17 protein-coding genes and 1 pseudogene are annotated in these 19,865 nt (G+C 60.9%); all 18 read left to right on the top strand.

The window, feature by feature from the left end:
• The first annotated feature begins 150 nt into the window (after nt 1-150).
• The 18 genes and pseudogenes from ACA068_RS12030 (at nt 151) to ACA068_RS11945 (ending at nt 19,824) form a co-directional block, all read left to right on the top strand.
• On the top strand, nt 151-1,503 hold the full coding sequence (locus tag ACA068_RS12030; protein WP_497310016.1) for a UDP-glucose dehydrogenase family protein: 1,353 nt from the start codon (nt 151-153) through the stop codon (nt 1,501-1,503).
• Nucleotides 1,500-2,558, top strand: a complete 1,059-nt coding sequence (locus ACA068_RS12025) for an NAD-dependent epimerase (protein WP_497310015.1) — start codon at nt 1,500-1,502, stop codon at nt 2,556-2,558. The genes ACA068_RS12030 and ACA068_RS12025 overlap by 4 nt, the downstream gene beginning before the upstream one ends.
• Nucleotides 2,555-3,301: a sugar transferase gene (locus tag ACA068_RS12020; protein WP_497310014.1), complete on the top strand. Its 747-nt coding sequence runs from the start codon at nt 2,555-2,557 to the stop codon at nt 3,299-3,301. Before ACA068_RS12025 ends, ACA068_RS12020 begins: the two co-directional genes overlap by 4 nt.
• A complete protein-coding gene (locus tag ACA068_RS12015) occupies nt 3,302-3,949 on the top strand; it encodes a CpsD/CapB family tyrosine-protein kinase (protein ID WP_497310013.1) in 648 nt (215 codons plus the stop codon).
• A 22-nt stretch (nt 3,950-3,971) separates the two neighbouring features.
• Nucleotides 3,972-4,997, top strand: coding sequence for a polysaccharide biosynthesis/export family protein (locus ACA068_RS12010; protein ID WP_497310012.1), 1,026 nt, complete (start codon nt 3,972-3,974; stop codon nt 4,995-4,997).
• 17 nt (nt 4,998-5,014) lie between these two features.
• Nucleotides 5,015-6,607 carry a GumC family protein gene (locus tag ACA068_RS12005; protein WP_497310011.1) on the top strand — a complete coding sequence of 531 codons (1,593 nt, stop codon included), beginning with the start codon at nt 5,015-5,017 and terminating at the stop codon, nt 6,605-6,607.
• A complete protein-coding gene (locus tag ACA068_RS12000) occupies nt 6,604-7,692 on the top strand; it encodes a glycosyltransferase family 4 protein (protein WP_497310010.1) in 1,089 nt (362 codons plus the stop codon). Before ACA068_RS12005 ends, ACA068_RS12000 begins: the two co-directional genes overlap by 4 nt.
• Nucleotides 7,689-9,056, top strand: a complete 1,368-nt coding sequence (locus ACA068_RS11995; RefSeq protein WP_497310009.1) for an O-antigen ligase family protein — start codon at nt 7,689-7,691, stop codon at nt 9,054-9,056. Before ACA068_RS12000 ends, ACA068_RS11995 begins: the two co-directional genes overlap by 4 nt.
• Nucleotides 9,053-10,021 carry a glycosyltransferase family 2 protein gene (locus ACA068_RS11990; protein WP_497310008.1) on the top strand — a complete coding sequence of 323 codons (969 nt, stop codon included), beginning with the start codon at nt 9,053-9,055 and terminating at the stop codon, nt 10,019-10,021. Before ACA068_RS11995 ends, ACA068_RS11990 begins: the two co-directional genes overlap by 4 nt.
• Entirely contained in the window at nt 10,014-11,150 is a 1,137-nt protein-coding gene (locus ACA068_RS11985; protein WP_497310007.1) for a glycosyltransferase, read from the top strand. The genes ACA068_RS11990 and ACA068_RS11985 overlap by 8 nt, the downstream gene beginning before the upstream one ends.
• A gap of 12 nt (nt 11,151-11,162) precedes the next feature.
• Nucleotides 11,163-12,164 carry a polysaccharide deacetylase family protein gene (locus ACA068_RS11980; protein WP_497310006.1) on the top strand — a complete coding sequence of 334 codons (1,002 nt, stop codon included), beginning with the start codon at nt 11,163-11,165 and terminating at the stop codon, nt 12,162-12,164.
• Nucleotides 12,161-13,465, top strand: coding sequence for a lipopolysaccharide biosynthesis protein (locus tag ACA068_RS11975; protein WP_497310005.1), 1,305 nt, complete (start codon nt 12,161-12,163; stop codon nt 13,463-13,465). The genes ACA068_RS11980 and ACA068_RS11975 overlap by 4 nt, the downstream gene beginning before the upstream one ends.
• Nucleotides 13,462-15,381 carry a hypothetical protein gene (locus ACA068_RS11970; protein ID WP_497310004.1) on the top strand — a complete coding sequence of 640 codons (1,920 nt, stop codon included), beginning with the start codon at nt 13,462-13,464 and terminating at the stop codon, nt 15,379-15,381. The genes ACA068_RS11975 and ACA068_RS11970 overlap by 4 nt, the downstream gene beginning before the upstream one ends.
• Before the next feature lie 86 nt (nt 15,382-15,467).
• Nucleotides 15,468-16,157 carry an N-acetyltransferase gene (locus ACA068_RS11965; RefSeq protein ID WP_497310003.1) on the top strand — a complete coding sequence of 230 codons (690 nt, stop codon included), beginning with the start codon at nt 15,468-15,470 and terminating at the stop codon, nt 16,155-16,157.
• Nucleotides 16,158-16,161: 4 nt separating this feature from the next.
• Nucleotides 16,162-17,379 (top strand): GNAT family N-acetyltransferase, encoded by a 1,218-nt coding sequence (locus ACA068_RS11960; protein ID WP_497310002.1) that lies wholly within the window; start codon nt 16,162-16,164, stop codon nt 17,377-17,379.
• Nucleotides 17,351-18,142, top strand: coding sequence for a ChbG/HpnK family deacetylase (locus ACA068_RS11955; protein WP_497310000.1), 792 nt, complete (start codon nt 17,351-17,353; stop codon nt 18,140-18,142). Before ACA068_RS11960 ends, ACA068_RS11955 begins: the two co-directional genes overlap by 29 nt.
• A 115-nt stretch (nt 18,143-18,257) precedes the next feature.
• A complete protein-coding gene (locus ACA068_RS11950) occupies nt 18,258-18,950 on the top strand; it encodes an N-acetyltransferase (protein ID WP_497309998.1) in 693 nt (230 codons plus the stop codon).
• A gap of 626 nt (nt 18,951-19,576) precedes the next feature.
• A pseudogene (locus ACA068_RS11945) lies at nt 19,577-19,824 on the top strand (type II toxin-antitoxin system RelE/ParE family toxin).
• Nucleotides 19,825-19,865: the final 41 nt, after the last annotated feature.

The raw sequence follows: 19,865 nt of genomic DNA, 5'->3' as shown, positions 1-19,865 counted from the left end.
GGCAAGCACTTGATGGCAAAACGCCCCAAAAATGGGGCTGTTATAGCAGTGCAACATGTCATTTTGCTGACACGTTTTCCCAGTGCTGGGCTATACCCCTTTTGACAGTCTTATTTAAGTTCTTTCAACCGTCTTACGAGGCACGCCAATATGGACGTGAGCGTATTTGGTACGGGCTACGTCGGCCTGATACAAGCAGCGGCACTGGCCGATGTCGGACATCGTGTCTTATGTGTCGACATCGATCCGAACAAGATCAAGCAATTGCAACAGGCCGTGCCGCCGATCAGCGAACCGGGGTTGTCCGGCACGCTGGAAGAGAACATCAAGGCCGGCCGTTTGCTGTTCACGACCCAGGCCAGCGATGCGGTCGAACACGCCGAGCTGATTTTCATCGCCGTCGGCACGCCCGCCGATGAAGACGGGTCGGCCGACCTCAGTCACGTACTGAATGTGGCCCGCCAGATCGCCAGTTACATGGAAGCCGATCGCACCCTGATCATCAAGTCCACCGTGCCGGTCGGCACCGCGGACCAGGTGGCCGCCAGCGCCAACGAAGAACTGCTGCGCCGTGGCAAGAGCGCCCTGAACGTGCGGGTGGTGTCCAACCCCGAGTTTCTCAAGGAAGGCAGTGCCCTCGCCGATTGCATGCGCCCGGACCGGATCATCGTCGGCACCGACGACGAGGAAGCCCGCGGCCAGCTCAGCGAGCTCTACGCGCCGTTCTGCCGCAACCATGAAAAGATCATGTTCATGGACAACCGCAGTGCCGAGCTGACCAAGTACGCGGCCAACGCGATGCTCGCCACGCGCATCAGTTTCATGAACGAACTGGCTAACCTCACCGAGTTGCTGGGTGCTGACATCGAAGCGGTGCGCAAAGGCATCGGTTCGGACCCGCGCATCGGCTACCACTTCATCTACCCGGGTTGCGGCTTTGGTGGTTCGTGCTTCCCCAAGGATCTGCGCGCCCTGCTCCATACCGCTGAACACAACGGCATGCCCTTGCGTCTGTTGCGCAGTGTCACCGACGTCAACGACACTCAGCGCCACATCCTCTTCAGCAAACTGAAGGCGCAATTCCCCAACGGGCTGGCCGGCAAATCCATCGCGATCTGGGGCTTGGCGTTCAAGCCTAACACCGATGACATGCGCGAAGCCCCCAGCCGTTACCTGATGGAAGCACTGTGGGCCGAAGGCGCGAGCGTACAAGCCTATGACCCGGAAGCCATGTCCGAATGCCGACGCATTTACGGCTACCGCAATAACTTGCACCTGTGCGCCACCCGCGACGACACGCTGGAAGACGCCGACGCCTTGGTGATCTGCACCGAGTGGAAGAACTTCCGCGTGGTCGACTTTGACCTGCTGGCAAGCAAACTGCGCTCACGGGTCATCGTCGACGGTCGCAACCTCTACAACCCGGAACAGGTGGCGGCGGCCGGGTTGCACTACAGCGGCATCGGCCTGCGGCACATCGTTCCCGAGGCGCCGCGGCCATGAAGATTCTCGTCACCGGCGCGGCCGGTTTCATTGGTGCCCATTGCGTGTTGCGGCTGATCCGTGACGGGCACCAGGTGTTCGGCCTCGACAATTTCAATGATTACTACGACCCGCAACTCAAACACGACCGCGTGGATTGGGTGCAGGAGCAGGTTGGCGCTTTCCAGCTCGCGACGGTTGACCTGGCCGACGGTCCGGCCATCGAGGCCCTGTTTGTCCGTGAAAAACCCGAAGTGGTGATTCACCTCGCGGCTCAGGCCGGGGTGCGTTACTCGCTGGAGAACCCGCGGGCTTACCTCGACAGCAATTTGAGCGGGTTTCTCAACATCCTCGAAAGCTGTCGCAACCACCCGGTCAAGCACTTGATCTATGCCTCGTCCAGTTCGGTGTATGGCGCCAACCAGCACACGCCTTATTCGGTGAAGGACGGCGTCAACCATCCGCTGTCGCTGTACGCCGCGACCAAGAAAGCCAACGAGCTGATGGCCCACAGCTACAGCCACCTGTTCGGCATTCCCTGCACCGGCCTGCGTTTTTTCACCGTATACGGGCCTTGGGGCCGGCCGGACATGTCGCCGATCCAGTTCGCCCGGGCGATTGCCGAAGGGCAGCCACTGAAGTTGTTCAACTACGGCGAACACCAGCGCGACTTCACCTACATCGACGACATCATCGAGAGCATCGCGCGGCTGATCGACCGTCCACCGCAAGCCAACGCCGAATGGGACCGTGAACAACCGGACCCGGCCAGCAGCATGGCGCCGTGGCGGATCTTCAACATCGGCGGGCAACACCCGGTGGAGCTCAAGGATTACCTGGCGCTGCTGGAAAAACACCTTGGACAAAAAGCCCTCGTCGAGTTGCTGCCGCTGCAGCCGGGCGACGTGCTCAACACCTGCGCCGATGCCAGTGACCTGGCTCGGGCAACCGGATTTCAGCCTTGTATCGAGCTGGATGAGGGACTCGGGCGCTTCATCGCCTGGTTCCGCGATTACTACCCACTGCCTATCGCCCACGCGCCGCTTGCGGCTGAACTTCAGCGGAGGATTCTATGACTAGACATGAAAAAACGGTGCCCCTGCAACAGATGCGCCGAGACAAACGTCTGGACCCGGAGCATCGAATGCGCCTCGATACCGCGATCCATATGCAGGGTCGTGGCTGGATGACCGGTCGTGACGGCGGTCGGCCGTGGACGCTGTCACGTACCAACCGCGTTGTCGCCTGCTTCGGTGCGCTGGTGATTCTGGTGCTGATCTCGCCCCTCCTGCTGGGCTTGGCACTGGCGATCAAATTCAGCAGTCAGGGACCGGTGATGTTCGTGCAAAAACGCACGGGCTACCGCGGTCGCAAATTCGGCATGTACAAGTTCCGCACCATGGTGGCCAACGCCGAGGAGCTCAAGGAGTCCCTGCGTCATCTGAACAAGCACGGGGCCGACGCAATCGATTTCAAGATCGACAAGGACCCGCGCATCACCGGCATCGGTGGTTTCCTGCGGCGCAGCAGCCTGGATGAGCTGCCGAACCTGATCAATGTGGTGACGGGCGACATGCGCCTGGTGGGCCCGCGCCCAACCTCGTTCAACACCTACCGCTACAAGGACAATCACCTTGCACGCCTGAGCATCTACCCCGGCATGACCGGCCTGTGGCAGATCTCCGGGCGCAGCAATATCGACTTCGACCAGCGCGTTGAGTTGGACCTCAGCTATATCGCCGAGCAGAGCCTGTTGCTTGATCTGAAGATCCTGTTGAAAACCCCCTTCAAAGTATTCAGCGGCCACGGAGCGAGTTAAATGGACGGTTCATCAGCCAAAAGCCTAAGCATTGCCAACCCGAGCGAGTCCAACCTGACGTCGACCGTGCTCGATCAAGATCTGCGGATCCTATTCCTCACCGCCGCCAACCCCGGCGCAGGCACCACCACCAGTGCCCTGGCGCTGGCCAGCCAACTGGCGCAAATGAGCAGCGGCGAGGTGCTGCTGGTCGATGCCAGCCAGTCATCGACCAACCTCACGCAGCAGATGGGGCTGAGCAAGGAGCGCGGGTTTCGCGACTTGCTGTTCAACACCCAGAGCCCGCCACTGCTGCAGGACTGCGTGGTGAACGTCTCCAGCCTGCCCTTCCACATCCTGCCCAACGGCCGGTTTGTGCGCGGCACCGAACACCTGACACCTGAACGCCTGGGCCCGTTGCTCGATCAGCTCGGCAGTCAGTATCGCTTTGTGGTGATCGACGGCGACGCGGTGTATTCCGCCGCCGACACCATGATCATCAGCACCCAGGTGGACGGCGTGATCATGGTCGTGCGCTCCGAAGACACGCGCTGGGAAGTGGCCCAGGCGGCGGTTCAGCGCCTGACCCAGGCCGGGGCAAAACTGGTGGGCAGCGTCTTCAACCGGCGCAAGTACTACATGCCCAAATGGCTCTACAAAAACCTGTGAGCAATCAGAAAAGGATGACGACATGAACGCCAAAATGCTTGTCCTGCTGTTGCTGCCGCTTGCAGGTTGCTCCAGCACTTCCGAAACCCAGAACATGCCGGTGAATATCCTCACGGCCTCACCGGCCAACGCCCAGGCCACCGACATGCCCAAGGTCGAACAGACCTTGCGGCCACAGGATGTGCTGGACGTGATCTTCCACATCAGCACCAGCGGCTCGGACGCCTACCGCATCCAGTCCGGTGACCAGATCGGCCTGAACTTCACCGCCGCCAGCCAGCTCAACGGCAATCAACTGGTGCTGCCCGATGGCAGCATTGAACTGCCGGGCGCCAATACTTCGGTGAAAATCGCCGGGCTGACGTCCGAACAAGCACGTGAGGAAATCCAGCGTGCCTACCAGCGCAAACAGCTGTTCCAGCCTAACCGCAACCAGCTGTCCGTGCAGATCATCAGCCCGCTGAGCAACGAATCTAACCTCAAAAGTGCCCTGAACCACCCCGCTACCGGCATGAGCCGGGAGATCACCGTGGGCACCGACGGCTACGCCAGCTTCCCGGAAATCGGCGCCGTGCCGCTGCAAGGCATGACCGTCAATCAACTGGAAACCTTCCTTAATAAACGCTACGCACAGCTGCCGGGGCGGATGACCGTCGATGTGCTGCTGAAGTCCACGGCGGGTAACGAAATCTACGTGCTGGGCGAAGTCGGTCAGCCAGGTTCCTACCCGATCCGCCGGCCGGTCTCGGTGCTTGAAGCGCTGACCCTGGCCCGTGGCAGCAACACCAAGGCGCGGCTCGATTCGGTGATGATCATGCGCCGCAACGGTAACCAGGTGCAGGCCGTGCGCTATGACGTCGAAAAAGCGCTGGCCGGCGATGCGTCACAGATCGCCTACCTGCAACCGGACGACATGCTCTATGTGCCGAAGACCAAACTGGCCAGCGCCGGTGAACTCGCAAGGCAACTGGCAGACGTGGTGTTGTTCCAGGGCGTGGGCTTCAGCTTCGGCTACCGCGTCGACAACAAAGACAGTGACAGCAACTAACTCTCAGGTGACCGACCATGAATCCAAAGGAAAACTACCTGCACGAGTTCTTCAGGATCTTCTTCGCCAACAAGCAGTTGGTGAAACGAGTCTTCCTGCTCTTTGCAGTGATCGCCCTGGTCTTGCCGCTGATGCTCAAACAGAGCTTCGATATCACCGCCCAGGTGATCGTGCAGTCCAAAAAACTCTCACAGGGAGACGCCACGACGTCCCTCAACCAGGAGAACGCCTCATTCATTCCACCGTCCCTGGCGGACATGGAAACCGAGAGCAATATCCTGCGCTCGCCGGCGTTGATTCGGCAGACCATCAGCGAGTTGCGCGACAAGGGTGAGTACACGCTCACCCCTGGCGTCTTCAACAAACTGGTGACCCAGCCGTTCAAACAGTACGTGACCACGCCGCTGCGCGAATACGTGATCAACCCGATGAAAACCACCCTGGGCCTGGAAACCGATCCGGTGCGCGACACCACGCTGGATGCACTGACCCAAGAGGCAATCGACAGTCTGAAAATCGAAACCCTGCCGGGCTCCAACGTGATCTCCATCATCTACAGCTTCGACAATCCAACCCAAGGCACCAATTTCGTCGCAGCCTTGCTGCAGAACTACCTGACGAGCCGTCAGGCACTGCAATCGATCGACTTGCCGCAGTCGTTCTACGAAACCAAGAAGAAGCAATACCAGGTGCGTCTCGATGGCCTGGAAGGCACTCGGTTGGGCTTGCTTGAAGCGGTTGGTTCGTCCGATCCGAAGGAAGAAATCACCTTCCGCCTCAACGCCATCAACACCGAGGAGCAAGCGCTCAACCTGTACCGCGATCGCCTGCTGCAAAGCCAACGCTGGCTCGACTACCTGAAAACTAGCCTGGCTGCGGCGAGCAATTCGAAACTCAACGACTACACCTTCCCCTACACCTTCACCACCACCGTGGACAACGTGGCGTTTGAAGACCGCGAGATCAAACAGATGGGTGAGGCCCTGACCACACAGGTCAGCCGCTACATGAACGACCTGGCGATCTTCCAGCCAAGCAGCGAACCGATGTTGCTGACCCGCGAGCAAATCGCCCGTACCCGTCAGCAGTTTCTGAAAGTGGTCAGCAACCGGATTCAGGAGCGCAACACTGACCTGGCGATTGTCAGCTCGGTGATCGACCAGAAAACCAAGCGCATTGCCGAGTTCAAGGACCGCATCCACCAGTTGCAGGAAACCCAGAGCAAACTGCGGCAGATGGACACCGAGATCAACGCGTTGCACGCGGCGTTCTCGACCTATGCCCAGCGCTTCGCCGAAAGCAGCAGCGCACGCTCGCTGGACAACGACCTGTCCAACGCACGGGTGCTCAGCCCGCCGTATGAGCCCACCGAAGCAGCGTTCCCGAAACCGATGCTGATCATTCCGTTCGGATTGTTCACCGGTCTGTTGCTGGCGATTGCCCTGGTCTACGTGCGTGAGTTCTTCGATCACCGTTTCAAACACCCAGCGCAAATCACCCACGAACTGGGCTTGCCGGTGCTGTTGGTGATCAACGATCAAAACGTGGAACCAACCAATCCACACAGCAACTGGTCCGTGCCTGGCCTCGTGCATTGGGTGCGCAATTGAACGCGCCGCTCATCCCTTCCCTGCCGATCATTCATTTGCTCAGCAGCGGTGGCTTCTACGGGGCTGAGCGGATGCTGCTGGACCATTGCCTGGCGACGCCGGGGCAGCACCAGGTGCTGTTTCTCGATGCGCCGCCAGACTTGATCGCGCGGTTTCGCCAGGCGGGGGTCGACTGCCGGGGTTGCGCGGGGTTGGGGGAATTACTGGCGCATTTGCGCCAGCGCCGGGCGGAACGGCCGTTGATCAATACGCACAACTTCAAGGGCCTGTTGTTTGGCTGGGTGGGCGCCACGTTGTTGCGCCTGCCGCTGGTGATTACCCAGCACGGTTTCACACCGCGCAGCCGCAAACAGAAGTTCTACACCTGGCTGAGCCTGCAACTGTGCCGCACCGCGTCGGTTACTCGCGTGGTCTGCGTTGCCGAAAGCATCGCCGTGCTGTGCCGTCAGGCCAGCGTCCGGGCGGAAAAGCTGCAGGTGATTCCCAATGGTTTACCGGCGGCTACCGGACTGTTGCCGCACAACGTGGGCCGCCAGCGTTGGCTGGCCGGTTACGTCGGGCGGCTGAGCAGTGAAAAGGGCCCGGACTTTTTTCTCGATGCGCTGATTCCACTCTGCCGGCAACACCCGCAACTGGACGCCGTGATGCTCGGCGACGGCCCGGAACGGGAGACGCTGCTGGCGCGTATCAACGAAGCGGGTTTACAGGACCGCATCACCCTGCCCGGTTACCAGACCGACATGAGTGTGTGGTGGCGACAACTCGATGCGCTGGTGATCAGCTCGCGCACCGAAGGCACGCCGATGATTCTGCTCGAAGCGATGCAAGCCGGCGTGCCGGTGGTGGCGTTTGGCGTCGGAGGGATTCCCGATGTGCTGCAAGACCGGCACAACGGCCTGCTGGCGACACCCGCTGACAGCGCCGCCCTCGCCCGCCAGATCGGCTCGTTGCTGACTGAACCGGCCATGGCCCGCGACCTGATCGACAACGCAAAACGAACGCAATTGGACCGTTACGACCTCAAGGCCCTGGCCGAACGCTGGTCGCAACTTTATCTCCGTACTGCACGGGAGGCACGCGCGTGATCTTTCCGCTCTCGATCGTCAGTTTGTTTGGCCTGGTCTGCCTCGGTTTGTTGGCCAGCCCTTATCCGTATCTGGCGCCGGGGGCGGTGCTGGGCCTGGTCGGTGTCGCGCTGCTTTACCGAAAACCCTCTTGGGGTTTGCTCGGGATCGCGGCGCTGGTGCCGTTCGAAGGTTTCTTCAAGGACAGTTCGCTGTCGGGCACCAAGTTCCTCGGCGCGTCATTGGCCGTGATCCTGATGCTGCAACTGGCCATCCACCAGATTCCCTCCGAACGCCTGCGCAGCAACATCTGGCGCTACCTGATCTGGTTCATGGTCTTGTACCTGCTGAGCGTGCTCAACACCGATAACATGGGCATGTCGTTGGGGCATCTGCGAGAACTGAGCGTCGGCCTGGTGCTGTTTGTGATCACCTTGCTGATCGGCCGCGAGCTGAACATGGACCTGTTCGCCAAAATGGTCACCCTCAGTGTCACGGCGACCTGCGTGCTGGCGATGTTCTCCAGCAAATACCAGGACCAGGGGCGCGCCGCCGGCCTGCTGGAAGACCCGAACGCCTTTGCCATGCTGATCGCCTTCGCCGTGCCACTCGCCTTGCTGCTGGTGGTTCGCAGCCCGCACTTCCTGCATCGGTTGTTCTGGGTCGGTTGCTGCATTTTGCTGCTGGGCGGCATGACCAAGACTGAATCCCGTTCGGGCCTGGTGGTGCTGTTCCTCAGCCTGATGATCGGCGTCTGGCACTACCGCCTCGAGCTCAAACGCATCCGTCCACGGCATCTGGGGTTCGCCATGCTGGGCCTGGTGATCGTGATTCCGCTGGCCCTTTATGCGATGCCGAAGGGCTACATCGAGCGCATTCAGTCCTTGAGCATTTTGAGCGCCGGCGCCAAGAGCCAGGACCAGTCCCTGGGCCGTCGCGCCTCATACATTGTGGTCGGCAGCGAGATGATCCGCGAGAACCCGTTGCTGGGCACCGGGCCCGGAACGTTCCCGCTGCACTACGCCACCACCGGTTATGCCAAGGCGTTTTCGGCCAACCGCAAAATCGGCGACCTCTACCGTCGCGCCCACAACACCTACTTGGAAATCTTCAGTGAGCTGGGGATTCCCGCCGGCCTGTTGTTCGTCGGCATGCTCGGCCTCGGTTTGTACAACCTGGTCCGCGCCCGTCGTGCGTGGATGCAGCGACGCAACCGCGAACAGGCGGATTTGCTGACGCACCTGAGCATGAGTTTTCTGTCGCTGGCGCTGTTTTTGATGTTCCTCAGCGCCCCCAACCAGAAGTACGTGTGGATCATGCTCGCCCTGACCAGCGTGCTGCGTTTGAAAGCCGAAGAAAGCCCGCACCTGGAGGCCAAGGCATGAGCCGCATCAGCATTGTCATCCCGATGTACAACGAAGCCCGCCACATCGCCCGGACCCTGCTGGCTGCGCAACGCGCCGCCATCGCCGCCGGGCTGGAGTGCGAGCTGATCGTGGCCGACAACGGCTCGGAGGATCAGGGCCCGCACATTGCCCGTCAACTGGGCGCGCAGGTGCTGGTGCTGCCGGGCTTGATGATCGGCGCCTTGCGCAATCGCGGCGCCGCTGTCGCTACCGGAGAATGGCTGGCCTTCATCGATGCCGATGTCGAGTTGCCCGAGGACTGGCTCACGCTGTTGTTGAAAATCGAGCCCGCTGTTCAGGTCGACGTCCTCGGGCTGGATTTGCACACACCGGCCGAAGCCCCGTGGTACGCCAACGCCTGGCAACGTCGCACCTTGCGCCCGAACAACGAGACGGTGCAGACGGTGCGCTGGCTGCCCAGTTCCAACCTGTTGATGCGCCGCCCCTGGTTCGACAAGGTTGGCGGCTTCGATGAAACCCTGCGTACCGGCGAAGACAAGGATTTCACCATGCGCCTTTCCCATGCGGGCGCCCGTCTGCTCTCGGTCAATCAGACCGTCGCCTTGCATTGGGGTTATGAGGGCAGTTGGCGAGAATGGATGGGCAAGGAATTCTGGCGTCAGGGCAGCCATCTGCAGCTCCTGCGCAGCCACGGGATGAGCATTCGATTGCTGCGCTTCCCGTTGATGTCACTCGCCGCCTGGTTCCTGGATTTCCTGGCAATCTCCGCACTGCTCGATGGCTTCCCTCATCATGCGGCGCTGATGTTGTTGCTGACCAGCATTCCGGCGCTCGCCTTGAGCATGCGTCAGACCCTCAAACACCGCGATCCGCTGTTGACCCTGCAACTCTGGGGCCTGCACTGGGTGCGCCTGCACCTGGCCGGCGCCGCGTTCATCCTCAGTCTTTGCCACTGGAAAGCAAGGAGGCCTGCCCGTGCCTGAATTCATTTTCTGGTTGTGCCTGTTGTTGCCGGTCTACGCCTACCTGGGTTATCCGCTGCTGCTGACTTTGCTGGCGCCGTTGTTTGCGGCGCGACCTCCTGCAATCGCTGAACCGCTGAACATCAGCATCGTGATTGCCGCGCACAACGAGGCGCGGCACATCGAACACAAGTTGCGCACGTTGCTTGCTCAGGATTATGAGCCGGCCTCGCTGCAGATCATTCTGGCCAGCGACGGTTCGACCGATGACACCGTGGCCTGTGCGCACAAGGTCGTCGACCCGCGCATCACCATTCTCGACCTGCCTCGCCAGGGCAAGGCCGCGACCCTGAATGCCGGCGTGGCGTTGAGCACCGGAGACATTCTGGTGTTCACCGATGCCGACAACCAATGGTCCCGCGACACCCTCGGCCATCTGCTGGCGCCGTTGTGCGATCCGCAGGTTGGCGCTTGCGCCGGGCACATGGTGATCCCGGTTACCGGCGGCGGTCTAAGCATCGGCGACAGTATCTATCGGCATTACGAAGGCTGGCTACGCAGGGTGGAAAACCGCACCGGCTGCATGGTCTCCGCCGACGGCGCCCTGCTCGCCCTGCGCCGCGAGTTGTTCCAGGAAGTGCCCGCCGAGGTCAACGATGACTTCTTCATCAGCACCTGCGCGCCGGTGGCGTTCAAGCGCATTGTCTATGTGCCCGAGGCGCAGGTGATCGACCATGGCGTCGATGAAGCGGATAAACAATTCCGCCGTCGTCAGCGGGTCACTGTCGGGGGGCTGCAAAGCCTGGCCCAGCGCAGCGAGCTGCTCAATCCGCTGAAGCATGGCCTGTATTCGATTGCCTTGATCAGCCACAAGTTGATCCGCCGTCTGGCGCCGATCCTGTTGCTGCCGCTGTTGCTGAGCAATTTCTGGCTGTGGGAAGAACACGGTTTCTATCGCCTGAGCCTGGTCGCGCAACTGCTCGGTTACGCGGTGGCCATCGCCGGCCTGCTGGATTCGCAACACCGGCTGCCCAAACCTTTCCGCCTCGCCGCGTTCCTGCTAGTGACCCTGGCCGGGATGAGTATCGGTTTGTGGCAGTTCCTGCGGGGGCAGCGGTACGCCCAGTGGAACCCTGAGCAAAACCGTTGAGAGGATTGAGCCATGGCGATCAAACAATTATTAAAACGCACCAGTGGCTGGCTGTATCTCAACTCGCCGGTAGGCCGCAATCAACTGCAAGGCGCCGGGGTGATCCTGATGCTGCACCGGGTGCTGGCCAGCGACCACGCCGCCGACCTGCCCCATCGCAATGAGCTGTGCGTCGGGCCGAAGGCCTTCGAACACTTGCTGGTGTGGCTGAAAAAACACTTCGATTGCGTGTCGTTGATGGACATCTTGCAACCCGGCACGGTGAGATCGGATCGCCCGAAAATCACCCTGACCTTCGACGACGGTTGGCGCGACAACGCCTTGAACGCCTTCCCGTTGCTGCAAAAATACCAGGTGCCAGCGAGCATTTTTCTCTCCACCGATTTCATCGGCAGCCGCCAGCGGTTCTGGTGGGAGAGCATTGGTGAAACCCTCTGGGGCAGCCACGGTGAACGGGCGCGGATGCAATTGATCGACTGCCTGCGACAGGTCGGTCGGCCATTGCCGGTGGCCTTCGATGAACTGGATGTGGAGCGTCGCAGCCTGGCCTTGCTGCACTTTCTGCACAGCCTGAAATCCCTCAGCCCTGCTGATTTGAATCGCCTGACCGACGAGTGCCCGGACGAGTCATTGCCCCAGGCGCTGGACTGGCATCAGGTGCGCATGCTGGAAGCCTCGGGGCTGGTGCGGTTCGGCCCGCACGGTGCAAGCCATTCGATACTCACCGGTCTCGACGATCAGCGTCTGCATGAAGAACTGAGCCGCAGCCGCGACGCCTTGCACAATGGCTGTAACCGGCCGCTGCCGGTCTACTGCTACCCCAACGGCGACAACGATGCGCGGGTGCGCGAACACGTTGCCGATCATGATTACCCGTTCGCCCTGGGCACAGGCACCGGGATTTATCGGGGCACCGACGACCCCTTCAACCTGCCCCGCTTCGGCGTCAGCCAACGGGTGGCGCGTAATCCGCAGCTGTTGTCCTGGCGCCTGTACCGCGGGGCCCGCGCATGAACCGCAGCCATTACCTCAAGCATCTGGCCCTGAGCATGGGCACCAAACTGGCGATGATCAGTTTGCGACTGATGCGCAACGTGTTGCTCGCACGGATCCTCGGGCCGAGCGAACGGGGTTTGTTTGCCCTGCTCAGCACCCTGCCCGACCTGATCAGCGCCGCCACCAGTGGCGGGCTGAATTCGGCGGTGGGCTTTCAAGCGGCCAAGCAGCGGCCCATGGGTTTGCTACTGAGTCAGGTGCTGGTATTTGGTTGCTTGTTGGCGGGTCTTTTGACCTTGCTGGTGGTTGCCCTGGTGCGTGAGTTCGGCACTGAACTCGACATCACCACGCAACTGGGCCTGCTCGCCTGGCTGTTGCTGCTGGCGGTGCCGCTGACCGTACTGAAAAGTGGCCTGCTGACGTTGCACAACGCTTCCGGTGGCGTGGTGGCATTCAATGCGTTGCGCCTGGTGGAATCCCTGGCGCCGCTGCTGCTGTTTCTCGCCTTGTTCTGGATGTGGAAAGACTCCGCGCTGGAAGCGGCGCTGATCAGTTGGCTGGCAGGCATCAGCCTGGTGGTGCTGGCGGGCTGGTTCTGGCTCAAACGTGCTCAGCCCCTGAAACTGCAATGGGACCGCGCCAGTCAAAATGAACTGCTGCGCTACAGTGCCCGCAGCCATCCGGACCTGTTGTTCCAGCAAGTGATCCTGCGCTCCGATTACCTGTTCATCGGCGCCCTGCTCGGCAGCACCGCGCTCGGGCATTACGCCATGGCCAGCGCCGCCGCCGAGTTGCTGCTGATCGTCCCGGAAGCCGTGACCACGCCGTTGATGAAACGCCTGCTGCAACAAGAAGAAGGCATCGATAAAGTCACGCCGCTGGCCCTGCGCCTGACCGCCACGGTGATGCTCGGCGCCTGCGTGACCATGGCCATGATCGGTGAATGGCTGATCGTGACGTTGTTCGGCGTTGCCTATCAACCTGCCTACCCCGCCTTGTTGGCGCTGCTGCCGGGCCTGTTGGGTCTGTGCTACGCGAGCATCCTGCGCCTGGACTTGCTGGGCAAAAACCGTCCCGGCTCGATTTCGCTGTTGATGGGCCTGGGCGCCTTGCTGAACCTGGCGCTGAACCTGGTGTTGATTCCGGCCTACGGGATCGTCGGCGCGGCGGCGGCATCGTCCATCGCCTACGTCGCGGTGACCCTCGCGCTGTTGGTGATGTACTGCCGGTTGAGCGGCGTGCCGGTCTGGCAAACCCTGATCATCCTGCCCAGCGATGTAGCGCCGATGCTGCACATGCTGCAACGGAAGTCGGCATGAAACGCCTGGTCCTGCTGTTGAGCCTAGGCCTCGCGCTGAGCGCCCAGGCGGCGCCCATGCGTTGGGCCGACATTCGCGATGGCAGCCTGTACCTGCAACCGGATCGCCCCGACACCCTGACCATTCGCTGGGCGCCAGCGTGGCAGGCGGACGCCAACGAAGAACGCCTCTACCTGCTCGATGGCCAAGGCAAACTCCAGGGCGAGCGCCTGATCGCCGCCAGTGAATCGCGCGGCAGCCAGAGCTGGTCGTTGGCCCCGAGTGCCTCAAGCTATCAACTGGAAATTCCGGGCTACAGCTTCCGTCGCTATCGGGTTGAACACGACGAACGCACGGTGGCGCTGTTCGCCCCGGCCAAGGTGCATTTCAGCGCCGAAACCCACAATGGCGATGAGCTGTATTTCAAGGTGGCGCCGGGTGAACACGCGGTGCTGGCCGGCAAGTTCCACGGCGGTGTCAGCGGCCTGCAAGCGCAGCGCGTGGGCGACGGCAAACAAGTGGCGCTGACGCTGAAACCGTATCGAGGCTATTGGCAGTTCGACAAGGTCGAGTTGCCCGTCGCCACCGAACCACAGGTCTGGCGCCTGCGCCTGCAAGGCAGCGGCAAAGCGGCGTTCTGGCTCGACGGCACCGCCAACCTCTTCGCCCAAAATCCGCAGCAGCTCAAGCCTCTACGCGAGGACGATGGCCAGGTCCGACTGACGTTGCACAATAAAATGCTGGGGCCGACCCCGAACCTGGGCATCGCCCTGCCCTACGTCAAGGTGCCGGAATCGAGTTATGCAGTGCTCGATGCACTCAAGCCACAGGCGGGGACTTATTACAGCTTCGTCGACATCACGGCGAAGAATCCGCACTACGAAGATGATTTCCGTCGGCTGTATCAGGACCGTTTCGGCATCACCCAGGACATCACCTTGTTGGCCGGGAGCCAACGCCAGGCTGACCTGCGCGCCGACACCCAGAGCAACGCCGGGCTCGACGCCTGGCTCGCAGCGACCCGCGCCCTGGGCGGCAAAGGCACGCACTACATCGGTTTCGCCGACGAGCCGAACCTCAATTACCCGGACTACGCCAACTACCAAAGCATCTTCAACAGCATGGCCCGGCAAGTGCGCAGCAATCCCGCCAATGCCAAGGCTGGCGTGCGCATCGCCATGCCCGCCAGTTCGCGGCTGGTAAACGGCCCGTTTGCCGACAACGCCGCCGACAAGCGCGGCATCGATTGGGCTAAACGCTTGCTGGCCGAATCCGGCGACAACATCGACGCCCTGGCCTGGCACGAATGGATGATTCGCGACCTGCTGGCAACACGGGTCTACCGTGACAGCGTGCGCCGCGCCGCCGAGCTGGTCGGCCTCGACGCCCAGGGCCGGCCGCGCAAAGCCTTGCTGCTGGACCAGACCAACATGTCCAGCGGTTCCAGCCTCAGTCCTTACGATCAGGAAACCCACTTCGCGTCGTTGTGGTGGGCGTCGGTCGTCATCAATTCGTCCCAGGACGGTTTGCTGGAAATGCTGAGTTGGTTCCAGGCGGCTGACGAACCGAACTACCCCAAAGGCATGTTGCGTGTCCTCGGCGACGATCGCTTCGAGCTCAAGCCCGTGGGCCTGGCTCAGCAGTTCATCCGTGAAAATTGGCTGCACAGCGTGATGCTCCTCAGTAACGACGCCTTCGAGGTCGACGTGCTGGCCATGGCCGAGGACCAGAAGCGCAGCCTTCTGGGCGTCAACAAAGCCACACGCTTGCAACGTGTGGCCCTGACTGGGGCCCAGTGTCCGCTGGCCAACGGTTCATTACGCTATTTCGGTGCCGACAACCGCGCGCGCGACGCACCCTTCAATTGCCAGGACGGTCGCGTCAGCTTCGAGCTGCCAGGACGGACCCTGTTCAATCTCAGCTGGAGCGACTCATGAATTGCCAACTATTGCATTGCGACCCCGGCCATTGGCCGCGCCTCGCATCACTCCATTCACGGCCGAGACCGTCAGGAGTCAATAACATGAGCGTTTTGCAGAAACTCAGCCAACACATCAGACAAAAAGGTTGGCGCGCCACCCTCAATAAAATCTGGAAGCACTACGTGTTTTCCCACCAGGAACTGTTGTGGATGGAGCGCGACCTTGTCAGTCCGGTGCCGCCGCACAAACTCAGGCCCTACCCAACGCTGCAGGTCGTCAGCATCACCCCGGAGAACGCCGTGGCGTTCACCCGTTACTTCGGTGACCGCGTGGACACCATGGCCGAGCTGGCCCGCGAAGGTTATACCGGACAGATGCATCTGGACGATCAAGGCGACGCCGTGGCCTTCATCTGGGGCGCGGCACGCAATTATTACGACAAGCACTATTACGGCTGCTGGTTCCCGGTGAAAGAAGGCGAGTTCTTCGAATTCGGCGGCGAGCTGACCCGTGCCTACTGGGGAACGGCGCTATCGATGGACCTGCAGACCGAACTGTGGAAAACCATGCACGCCCAAGGCTGCAACAAGGTGGTGGACGTGTGTGAATGGCACAACGTGCCAGCCCAGAAATTGCACATACGCACGGGGTACAACGAGCAAGGGCGGATCATGAACGTCTACGAGCTGTTTGGTCGCTGGCGCTTCTACCGCGAAACCCATTACAGCGGCTCACGCCTGGATGCATTGCGCAAACCGGCACGTGAATCCGCCACAGCAGCGGTGACCTGACCCTATGGCAGCACGATTCGAATGGCGCACTTCACTGTGCGCCGCTGACTTCCCGGAAACGGCTTATGAAGCGTTGCGCCTGCGAGTATCGGACCACACGCCGTTCAACGCCCTCGCCTGGATGCGTGCGTCCGAACAGGCCCTGACCACCGGGCAACGCTTGCATGTGTTGCTCGGCTGGCAGGGTCATGAGCTGGTCTTGTGTTTGCCGTTGGTGGCCTCTGTCGAGCGTTTCGCCAGGCTGCCGTTTCGCGTGCTGCATCACCTTGGCTACCCCCTCGCCGACCGCCTCGCGCTCCTCGCAAAAACGGACTCGGAGAATATCCGCAAGGCACTGATCGAGATCCGCCGACAGCTTCCCCATGCCCTACTGCAACTCAACGAGTTGCCAGAACCGGTCGGCGAAGAAAGCGCACTGACCGAGTGGATGACCCACAGTTCGACCGGTGAACGACGCCTCAGCTGTCGGGTGCCGGTGCACGTAATCAGCGACGCGGACCACCAGGAGGTCTCGGGGGACCCGCGTTATAAACTGCGCCGCGCACGCAAACGCATCGCGGCGTGTGGCGCCCAGGTTCGGCGGATCACGCCCGACGCGTCGACCATGGGCCCGTTGTTGCAGGCCATCAGTGAAGTCGAAGCGGTCAGCTGGAAAGGCGATGAAGGCGTCGGGATTTTTTCCGATGAACGCCACCGACAATGGATGGACCGGGCCTTCACTGCCCTCGCCGAACAGGGACTGGTGCGGGTCGTGGTGCTGGAGCTGGACGGGCGCTGCATCAGCTACCGCCTCGGGTTGCTGGAGCAAGGTCGGTTGTACGATTACAACCTGGCGTTCTTGCCGCAATACGCCGATCTGGGCAGCGGTCGGGTGCTGCTCGACGAGTGGATTCGCTGGGGGCTGGACGAGCACTGGCGCTGGATCGACGCTTCGCGGGTGAGCCTGGAAAACTCCAGCCATCAACTGCACGAACGCATGACCGGGCAACTGGAACACTGGCGCTGGAGTTTCTATTCCTGGCGCCCCAGCGGCCTGGCGTTGGGCCTGGGCCTGAGACTTTGGCAGCGGCTCAAACCCTTGTTGCAGAAATGGCGAGCCAAACGTGCCGCAGAGACCATTGCCGCTGCACCGGCGCCCCTTGCCGCGGTGGTCAAAGCAGCGAAGCCAACCGACACAAACAGGGAGAGCGACCATGCCTCGCCAAGTCATAGTCAACGCTGACGATTTCGGTCTCAGCCCGTGCGAAAACGCGGTGATCCTCGGTGCCTTCCAGGCCGGGGTGATCAGTTCCGCCACGGCCATGGCGAATATGCCGGCCTTCGAAGCGGCATGCGTCATGGCCCAGCATCCGTTGCTCAAGGACCGGATCGGCCTGCATTTCAACCTCACGTATGGGCGTCCGTTGAGTCAGTCGATTCTGGGTCGAAGGAACTTCTGTGACAGCAACGGGGTTTTCGATCTCAACCTGTCCCGCCATCGCCTCTGGCTTAGCCGGGGGGACCGCGACGCGGTGCTGGAGGAGCTCAAAGCGCAATGGCAACGCTGCGTGGACAACGGTGTACGGCCCAGCCACATCGATTCCCATCAACACGTTCACAACATCTGGCCCATCGGTGAAATCGTCGCCCGCTTCGCCGCGAGCCAAGGGGTGGCCGTGCGCCTTGCACGCAATCTGGGGCAAAACCTGAGTGTGCCCAAGCGCGTGTTCAAATCCTTGCTCAACAGTCGTTTGCAGAGTCTGGCCGGTGTGACCGCGGATTATGTGTGCACGCCAGTGGACCTGCGCAATGACGCCATGCCGACCGACGGCGTGCTGGAAATCGTGGCTCATCCGACTCAGCTTGGCGCTGATTTCGGTGATGCCTATTTGCAGCCAGCAGAGTCACTGACCCTTGTTATAGAGCGGCGCCTTCAAGGTGTGCCGCGGGTTTCCTATGGCGCTGTAAACAGCCATTTGGTGACCGGTGAAGCAGCGCTCGAATGAGTTACATACGTTGCAACATATTCAAAGCTGGCGCTTTGATATGAACTTTCAAGCTTGATCTATACCCATCAAAAGCGTTTCCACCCACACCCTGGCCTTGGCTAAGGAGAGCGTCATGAGCATCATCGAAAAGCTTCGCGAACGCATAAAACAAAAGGGCTTGAGCCGCACGTTCAACACGCTGTGGAAACGCTACGTGTTCTTCCACTGGGAGCTTTTATGGATGGAGCGCGACCTGATCAGCCCGGTACCGCCGCACAAATTGCGTCCCTATTCGGGACTGCGCAGGGTGACCATCACCAAGGAAAACGCCACGGCCTTTGGCAAGCATTTTGGTGACCGCGTCGAGACCATGGCCGAACTCGCCACCGAGGGTCACACCGGGCACATGTATCTGGACGAAGAAGACCACGCTGTTGCGTTCATCTGGGGCAGCACCCGCGACTACCACGACCGTCACTATTACGGCTGCTGGTTCCCGGTCAAACCTGGTGAGTTCTTCGAGTTCGGCGGCGAAATGACCCGCCCCTACTTCGGCACCAGCCTGTCGGTGGATGCTCAGGTAAACCTCTGGGCGGCAATGGCGGCCAAAGGCTGCAACAAGGTGGTGGACGTCTGCGAAACCCACAACATCCCGGCCCTGAAGCTGCACATCCGCATGGGCTACCACGAACAGGGTCGCGTCACCCACGTCTACGGCCTGTTCGGCCGCTGGCGCTTCTACCGCGAAACCCGCTACACCGGCTCACGCCTGGATCCGCTGCGCAAACCGGGACGGCCGGTGGTGACGGGAGCGGCGAACGCCTGATTACCGGACCAGAGACCGAGTCGCGGCCTTCGCGGGCAAGCCTCGCTCCTACAGGAGATCTCCAGAACACACAGATTTTGTGCTCGACGGGATTCAAATGTGGGGAGTGAGCCTGCTCGCGATAGCGGTGGCACATACAGCATTGAGGTGACTGACAGATAGCTTTCGCGAGCAGGCTCGCTCCTACAGTGGATCTTCAGCGCATGCGAATTTTGTGTTCGCCGACGATCCAATGTGGAAGTGAGCCTGCTCGCGATAGCGGTGGCACATACAGGATTGAGGTGACTGACAGATAGCTTTCGCGAGCAGGCTCGCTCCTACAGTAGATCTTCAGCGCATGCGAATTTTGTGTTCGACGACGATCCAATGTGGGAGTGAGCCTGCTCGCGATAGCGGTGGCACATGCAGCATTGAGGTGACTGACAGATAGCTATCGCGAGCAAGCCCGCTCCCACAGTGGATCTCCAGCGCACACCGATTTTGATTTCCACGACGATCAACTACAGGAGGACCGGGTGATTTCGCTCGCGAGAGCGTGATACGTCCCACACATCTCTGGGAAAAGCCATCCGTAGTGAAGGAAGCGCCTGACTGCTCATTCGTATCCAAGTGGATACATTTGAGCAATGAATTATATTGTTCAACAAACTAGATCTTCGTGGCATCGCATACCTCAGTTCTTGACTTGCGGGCGAAGGTTGCTATCGCTCGTCGCATTGATCGTGCCTCTGCAGGTAACCTGGATGATATCAAGCCGGTGGGAGATGGCGTTTCCGAAATGCGCGTGGACGTCGGTGCCGGCTATCGGGTCTACTTCACTTTGCGAAACAGTGTCGTCATTGTGCTTTTGGCTGGTGGTGATAAATCTTCGTAAACCGCCGATATCAGGCGGGCGAAAGAATTGGCAAAGGAGGT

It is taken from the genome of Pseudomonas sp. LBUM1660 (assembly GCF_059695935.1).
This window is presented reverse-complemented; position numbering and strand designations above follow the sequence as displayed.